Raw genomic sequence first — 6,724 nt, 5'->3', positions numbered from 1 at the left:
ATTTTCCCCCTTTCACATTATATTCGTTAGAATAGTGTACCATAAAAAACAAAAGTTTTCCACAGATAATTTTTAAAATCCACACTGTTAAGAAAAGTTTTCCACAAGATGTGAATAAAAGTCAGAACCCTTGCTGGTCCTGACTTTTTGTAATGATTTTAGTGTGGAAAAGAGTGTTTATAAAAATAAATTGTAAACAAGTCTATTTAAAATTGTTGATAATTCTTTCGAATTCATCGAGGTCATTAAAGCTAATCCGAATTTCTCCGCTCCCGTTTTTCTTCTTGATAATTTTTGTAGCTGTTCCAAGAGTTTTACTGAGTGAATCTTCCTGTTCTTTTAAAAATTGGTCGCGTTGTTTAAGCTTAGTGTGTTTTTTCTTATTTGCAGCTATTAATTTTTCAAGCGTACGCACACTTAAATCCTTTGATAAAATGAGTTGAACCCATTCGGCTTGCTTTTCTTCTGAAAATGACACCAATTGTCGCGCGTGCCCTTGTGAAATTTTTCCTTCTTCTACAGCTTGTTTAGTCTGAGATGATAGATTTAGTAGGCGCAATAAATTACTGATATATGGTCTTGATTTTCCCATGATTTGAGCAACTTCATCATGTGTTAACCCTCTACTAATCAATTTTTGATAAGAGGCTGCTTCTTCTATCGGATTTAAGTTAGAACGCTGCAGATTCTCTATGATAGCCTGATAGAGTAAATCATCATCAGTCAGTTCTTTTACCACTGCTGGTATTGTAGTCAGTCCAGCTAATTGACTGGCTCGCAACCTTCTTTCTCCAGCTAATAATTCGTATCCGATAATAGAAGATTTTCTTACAATAATCGGTTGAATTAAGCCATTTTCCTTAATAGATTGAGCGAGCTCAAGTAGCTCCTTTTCATCAAAATGAATTCTTGGCTGATAGGGATTGGGATGGATTTCTGAAATATTTAGTGTACGTAATTCTTCCATATATCCTTATTCTAGCAAAAAAAATGAGACTTTACAATTGTGTAAAGTCTCATTTGTCAATTATTCGCTAAGTTCTTCTGTAGAATGTGTCAACTTAATGTCAACAGTTTGTTTCTGATTATTGCGGTAATAAGTTACAGTGATTGTATCTCCAATTTGATGTTTGTAGAGAGCGCTCTGGAGGTCACTCTTATTTTGAATAGCTTCTCCGTCAATCTCAGTAATAACATCAAAAGTTTCTAATTTTCCATCTGCAGGTAGCCCACTTTGTGTAGAGACAATTACTACACCGGATGTTAATTCCGTATTTGATAATCCAGCTTTTTCTAATTGACTAGTTGACAAGGTCGTCAAGTTAACCATATGAACTCCAAGAGCAGGTCGGCTAACTTGTCCAGTTTTTTCAAGCTGATTGATAATAGCTACGGCATCATTTGCAGGAATAGCAAATCCCAACCCTTCTACAGCCACGCCTGAGCTATTTGCAGAACTTGAGGTAATTTTGCTAGAGGTAATGCCTATCACTTGTCCTTGGGTATTGATTAACGGTCCGCCAGAGTTTCCAGGGTTGATAGCTGTATCAGTTTGAATAGCGTTAGTTGAGATTGTTTGTCCATCTTTTGATTGTGAAGTAACTGTCCGACTTAAGCTAGAAATAATACCCTGGGTAACTGTATTGGCGTAGACGCTACCTAGAGGACTACCAATTGCGATAGCAGTTTCTCCAACTTTAATTGTATCGGAATCAGCAAATTCAGCAACAGCAGTGACTTTATCTGCTGATATTTTTATAACAGCTATATCAGAATATGTATCGGAACCAACAAGTTCACCGCTAATTTTTTCTCCAGATGCTAAAAGGATATCAATCTTTTCTGCGTTATTAATAACATGCGTATTTGTCACAATATAGGCATATTGACCATATTTTTTATAGATAACCCCAGACCCCTCTCCAGCAACAGCTAGTTCGTCAGATGATTCAATATTTCCAAAGATAACACCAAGACTATTGTTGGCTGATTTTTGGTAATTAATAACAGACACAACAGCATTTTGTACTTTCTCTACAGCTTTTGTGGTGGAAGTTTCATTATTATATTGAACATTGCTGACACTAGTGATAGCAGAATTTGCTTGTTGCACCTGTGGCTGGAAGAAAGAGGCTGACAAGGCCCCGATAAGACCCCCAAAAAATCCAATTACAAATAAAATCGCAAATTTCAAATATTTTTTCATATAAGGAATCCTTTCCATTTCTTTAATTTTCCTTAAGAGTACTATTTCTTTCTTAATTATAACTTAAAGTTTTCAAAAATCAATCCACAACCTGTGGATAACTCTGTGAATTATGTGAAAAACTGTAGCCATATCCTGATTTTCTAAAAATATTTTCTGTCGTATGCTTGTGGATATGTTACAATTATTTTATGAAAATAAAATTGATTACCGTTGGAAAATTGAAAGAAAAGTACCTCAAAGAAGGTATTGCAGAATATAGTAAACGATTGGGACGATTTACTAAGTTGGATATGATTGAGCTTCCTGATGAAAAAACACCAGATAAAGCCAGTCAGGCAGAGAATGAACAAATATTAAAAAAAGAAGCCGATAGAATTATGTCTAAAATTGGAGAGCGAGATTTTGTCATTGCCTTAGCGATAGAAGGGAAACAATTTCCATCGGAAGAATTTAGTCAAAGGATATCTGACATTGCAGTAAATGGGTATTCAGATATAACTTTTATCATCGGTGGTAGTTTGGGTCTCGATTCTTGTATTAAAAAAAGAGCTAATTTGTTGATGAGTTTTGGACAGTTGACACTTCCCCATCAACTAATGAAATTAGTTCTCATCGAGCAGATTTATCGTGCATTTATGATTCAGCAGGGAAGCCCATATCATAAGTAGTTTCACGTGAAACAAGGAGTGAAAATGAATCAAAAAGAGTATCGTGTTTTTGAGGGATTGAGAATTGCTTGTTCATTAACGTTTATCAGTGGTTATTTAAATGCCTTTACTTTTGTGACTCAGGGTGGTCGCTTTGCTGGCGTACAATCTGGAAATGTTATTTCCCTAGCTTATTTTTTAGCTAAAGGTGATTTTGCGCAGGTAGTTAATTTTTCCATTCCCATTTTATTTTTTGTATTCGGACAATTTTTTACCTACTTAGCAAGAAGGTATTTTGAAAAACAAACATGGTCTTGGCACTTTGGTAGTAGTGTAATGATGTTAGTTCTTATTTTACTAACTATCATTCTCTCACCTATAATGCCTGCGTCTTTTACAATTGCTAGTCTAGCCTTCGTAGCCTCTATTCAAGTAGAAACATTTAGAAGGTTACGAGGTGCTCCGTATGCCAATGTGATGATGACAGGGAATGTCAAAAATGCTGCTTATCTCTGGTTTAAAGGAGTTATTGAAAAAGATTCAGAACTTAGAAAAACAGGTAGAAACATCTTATTGACCATTATAGGGTTTATGCTAGGTGTCATCATATCTACTCACCTATCCTTCCAATTTGAAGAATATGCCCTTATTGGTCTGATTTTGCCAGTGTTATATATTAATTATGAATTATGGCAAGAAAAAAGACCTACTCGAGGTAGGTCTAAATGATTCCAGCAGGATTCGAACCTGCGACCGTTCGCTTAGAAGGCGAATGCTCTATCCAGCTGAGCTATGGAACCTTAACCATTTTATTTTACATTAAACAAAGCACTCTGTCAATACAATAAAAAATCAAAAAATGTATTGACAAACAAAGTCACATGTATTATACTAGTTATTGTTCTAAAAATGGTCCGTTGGTCAAGGGGTTAAGACACCGCCTTTTCACGGCGGTAACACGGGTTCGAATCCCGTACGGACTATTTCTTCCGCCATAGCTCAGTTGGTAGAGCGCATGACTGTTAATCATGATGTCACAGGTTCGAGCCCTGTTGGCGGAGTAGATAAAGCATAGGAAACCTTGAGAAATCAAGGTTTTTTGTTTTTTACAAGAAAAAACCGAGAAAGTTTAGTATTCTCGGTTCTTAGAATAATAGTATCCAATGAATTGATAGGAGAAAAATACAAAAACTGCACCAAAAGAAATCAGTAAACCTAGATAGAAACCATTTGGTACAAAGGTTAAAACTAGTTTAGTTTGACCTGGACTTACATCCACTTTCATAAAACCATCTTGCGCTTTTTGGATTTTGATAGGTTTACCATCAATGGTTGCATTCCATCCTTTATCATAGGGTAAAGTAAGGAGGAGTGAGGATTCTTTATCGGTTACAAAATCAACAGTTACTTTATTACCATCAGTTTTTGTTACTACTTGTTTTTCTTGGAGAATGGAAATAGCCTGTTGGAAAGCTAATAAGTCCAATCGATAAAATTGTGGTTTATCAAAAGAAACTTGATTATTTTCAGGAAAATATACATTGACTTGAACCTGTACATCTGTAGTAAAGCTCCCCACATTGAAGAAAGAGAAAGCATTATCTAGTGTAAACTCACTTGACTGATTGTTGACAGTAATGACAACTTTTTTTTGATTCTCATTTGAGAATGTTAAATTTGGCAAATTTAAGTATACTTGGCTATTTGCAGGTATATTTACTAAGAAAGTTGCTTTTGCAGCATCCTCATTGTCCACTTTGTTGACAGTCATTCGATTGCTCAGTTCAACTGTATTTTGTGAAACAACATCTGATAAAGTGTGGTAGTATTTTTGAGATAGCCCTGTTAGTTGATTAAGAAAATTTGTTTGATTATCGAGAGTCAGATTTGTAAAATTGACATCTTTGTAAATCCCTTCAGTCAATAGGGCTAACCCTAGATTAAAACTATTTTCGTAAAGATTAATAGTAGACTGACTCTGATTCAGTGTGAAACCAAACTTATTTGGGTCCGTAGTAGCTAAATTATATTTGACTCCGAATAGGCTATCAGCAATGATTGTATTATTCTGATAGCGAAGATTCAAATTGGTACCATCTGAACGGAAACCGAGCTTATCTAGTACTGAGCTGGAAGCACGATTTCGAATGGAGGAGAATTGAGAAATACCGTTGTAATTGAATTTCATGCTATCATTGCCAGTTTGTGGTAATAGACGTTCTATACGATAAAATGAATCAGTTGTAGTCTTTGTAGACTTTACAATACTGTCAATATCTGTCAATTTTTCTTCATAGTTTGATCGGCTAGGAAAATGCCATTCATCAGAAATCCCCTGAACCTGATAATGACTATGTAATCCAAGTTCTAAGAAAGTGAAGAACAATAAAACAATATTAATCCATTTTAAGGATGATTTATAGCGAATCATTGCTACAAAAAGAATGAAGTAGGCTATTAGAAATTCTAGTGTGAGTAGGAAATTTACATCCGTTAGAAACTCATAATGATCTCTAAAAATAAAGGTAGAAGTAAAGCAAATGAGTAAAAATGAAACAATCAGAGTAAAATTTTTAATACTTACTTGACGTAGTCGTACCAATGTCTCTGCTGCTAAATAGATAACGGTTATTGATAGAGCCCATGCATAACGATAGAGGAACATGTTTGGCGCATGCATACCTTGCCAAAAAAGATTGAGTGGTTGTAGGTAGAAACTTGAAATAATGAATGTAAAGAATAGAGCATAGGAGAGTTTGACAGTTGGTTTTATTTCTTTTAATGTAAAGAATAATAAAGCGAGTATTAATGGAACGAGACCAACAGAGATCATGGGAATAGAACCGAATTTTGTTGTATCAAAGCTACCAACTAAGTTTTTTGCAAAGAAGTCCAGATACCAAGAGTCTTCGGTTTTTAGGTTGACAATTTTTGTAAATGTCTCACCATGAGTTTTTAAATCCAAGTAGGTTGGTAACAACATGAACATGCTGCTTAGAGCAGATAAAATTGACACTATTGTAAAGTTGATAAATCTTTTGATTCTCTGACTATCTATCCATGATAATTGAACCAATGTCCATAATGTTAGAAAAATAGCCACCATATAACCGAAGTAATAGTTTTGGATAAACAAGCATGTTAATGTTATGTAGTAGAGAATCGGACCCTGTTTTTTTAATAATCGATGCAATCCAAGAAGAACGAGTGGGAGGAGTATAAAAACGTCTAGCCAGTTGTTTATTTCTAATTGACTTGTACTAAAACTCATCAGAGAAAAACTAGTAGCGAGTAATAGTGCCCATTCTTCTTTCAAATTTTTATGGATACCCTTTAGACTGAAATAAGTTGACAACCCAGTCAATCCAAATTTGACAATAGTGACAAGGTAGATAGCGTCAGGCATGGATTGTAAATCAAAGAAAAAGACAATTGGAGATAGGAATGAACCTAGGTAATAGGAGGATAGAGCATAAAAATTGAGTCCTAAACCACTTGAAAATGTGTAAAATAAAGAGCCGTCTCCGTGTAAAGTATTTCGTAATGTTTGATTAAAAATAACATACTGATGGAAACCATCACTGGCCAATATTGTTGTATCACTTCCCCACCAGATTCCTTGAAATGCTAAGACGATAGAAATAATAGTCAGCGGAATAAGGAAAGATAAGAGATAATAAATGGATGTTTTTGTAAATATTTTTTTCATAGATTTAAAAGAAAAGGAAGTGGGAAAGAACTTGACCGGTCAAAAAAGAGTTCGTCAACAAGTCTTTATTTCTAGTTGTTGAGCTGAAACAGTCTATTCCCAGACTGTTTCACTCCCACCCCCGCACAGCTCAAACTGTCTGGGAGACAGTTTGAGGTT

The 6,724-nt window shown here is 35.0% G+C and carries 5 protein-coding genes and 3 tRNA genes; 4 read left to right on the top strand and 4 right to left on the bottom strand.

Features of this window, described 5'->3' with window-relative positions; translation table 11 throughout:
- Positions 1-202: 202 nt before the first annotated feature.
- Positions 203-967, bottom strand: a complete 765-nt coding sequence (locus YYK_RS09730) for a ParB/RepB/Spo0J family partition protein (protein ID WP_012775418.1) — start codon at positions 965-967, stop codon at positions 203-205.
- A 60-nt stretch (positions 968-1,027) separates the two neighbouring features.
- A complete protein-coding gene (locus YYK_RS09725) occupies positions 1,028-2,224 on the bottom strand; it encodes a S1C family serine protease (protein WP_012028059.1) in 1,197 nt (398 codons plus the stop codon).
- Positions 2,225-2,397: 173 nt separating this feature from the next.
- Between YYK_RS09725 and rlmH the strand changes: the two genes are divergently transcribed.
- Complete coding sequence (gene rlmH, locus YYK_RS09720) at positions 2,398-2,877, top strand: 23S rRNA (pseudouridine(1915)-N(3))-methyltransferase RlmH (protein ID WP_012028058.1); 480 nt, start codon at positions 2,398-2,400, stop codon at positions 2,875-2,877.
- Positions 2,878-2,901: 24 nt separating this feature from the next.
- Positions 2,902-3,585, top strand: a complete 684-nt coding sequence (locus YYK_RS09715) for a YoaK family protein (protein ID WP_012775416.1) — start codon at positions 2,902-2,904, stop codon at positions 3,583-3,585.
- On the opposite strand, the gene YYK_RS09710 is transcribed toward YYK_RS09715, so the two are convergent.
- A tRNA-Arg gene (locus YYK_RS09710) sits at positions 3,583-3,656 on the bottom strand. The two genes, YYK_RS09715 and YYK_RS09710, sit on opposite strands and share 3 nt — an antisense overlap.
- A gap of 111 nt (positions 3,657-3,767) precedes the next feature.
- Here YYK_RS09710 and YYK_RS09705 point away from each other — a divergent pair.
- Positions 3,768-3,839, top strand: a tRNA-Glu gene (locus YYK_RS09705).
- 5 nt (positions 3,840-3,844) lie between these two features.
- A tRNA-Asn gene (locus YYK_RS09700) sits at positions 3,845-3,917 on the top strand.
- 68 nt (positions 3,918-3,985) lie between these two features.
- Here YYK_RS09700 and YYK_RS09695 read toward each other — a convergent pair.
- Entirely contained in the window at positions 3,986-6,565 is a 2,580-nt protein-coding gene (locus tag YYK_RS09695) for a YfhO family protein (RefSeq protein WP_012028056.1), read from the bottom strand.
- Between the last annotated feature and the right edge of the window lie 159 nt (positions 6,566-6,724).

The sequence above is a fragment of the Streptococcus suis S735 genome, assembly GCF_000294495.1.
Classification (GTDB): domain Bacteria; phylum Bacillota; class Bacilli; order Lactobacillales; family Streptococcaceae; genus Streptococcus; species Streptococcus suis.
The sequence above is the reverse complement of the archived record's forward strand: the minus strand, read 5'-3'. Positions and strand labels throughout refer to the sequence as shown.

Excerpts from the sequence above, each read along its gene's own strand:
- YYK_RS09730 (WP_012775418.1), bottom strand. The coding sequence starts at position 967 with ATGGAAGAATTACGTACACTAAATATTTCAGAAATCCATCCCAATCCC.
- YYK_RS09725 (WP_012028059.1), bottom strand. The coding sequence starts at position 2,224 with ATGGAAAGGATTCCTTATATGAAAAAATATTTGAAATTTGCGATTTTA.
- rlmH (WP_012028058.1), top strand. The coding sequence starts at position 2,398 with ATGAAAATAAAATTGATTACCGTTGGAAAATTGAAAGAAAAGTACCTC.
- YYK_RS09715 (WP_012775416.1), top strand. The coding sequence starts at position 2,902 with ATGAATCAAAAAGAGTATCGTGTTTTTGAGGGATTGAGAATTGCTTGT.
- YYK_RS09695 (WP_012028056.1), bottom strand. The coding sequence starts at position 6,565 with ATGAAAAAAATATTTACAAAAACATCCATTTATTATCTCTTATCTTTC.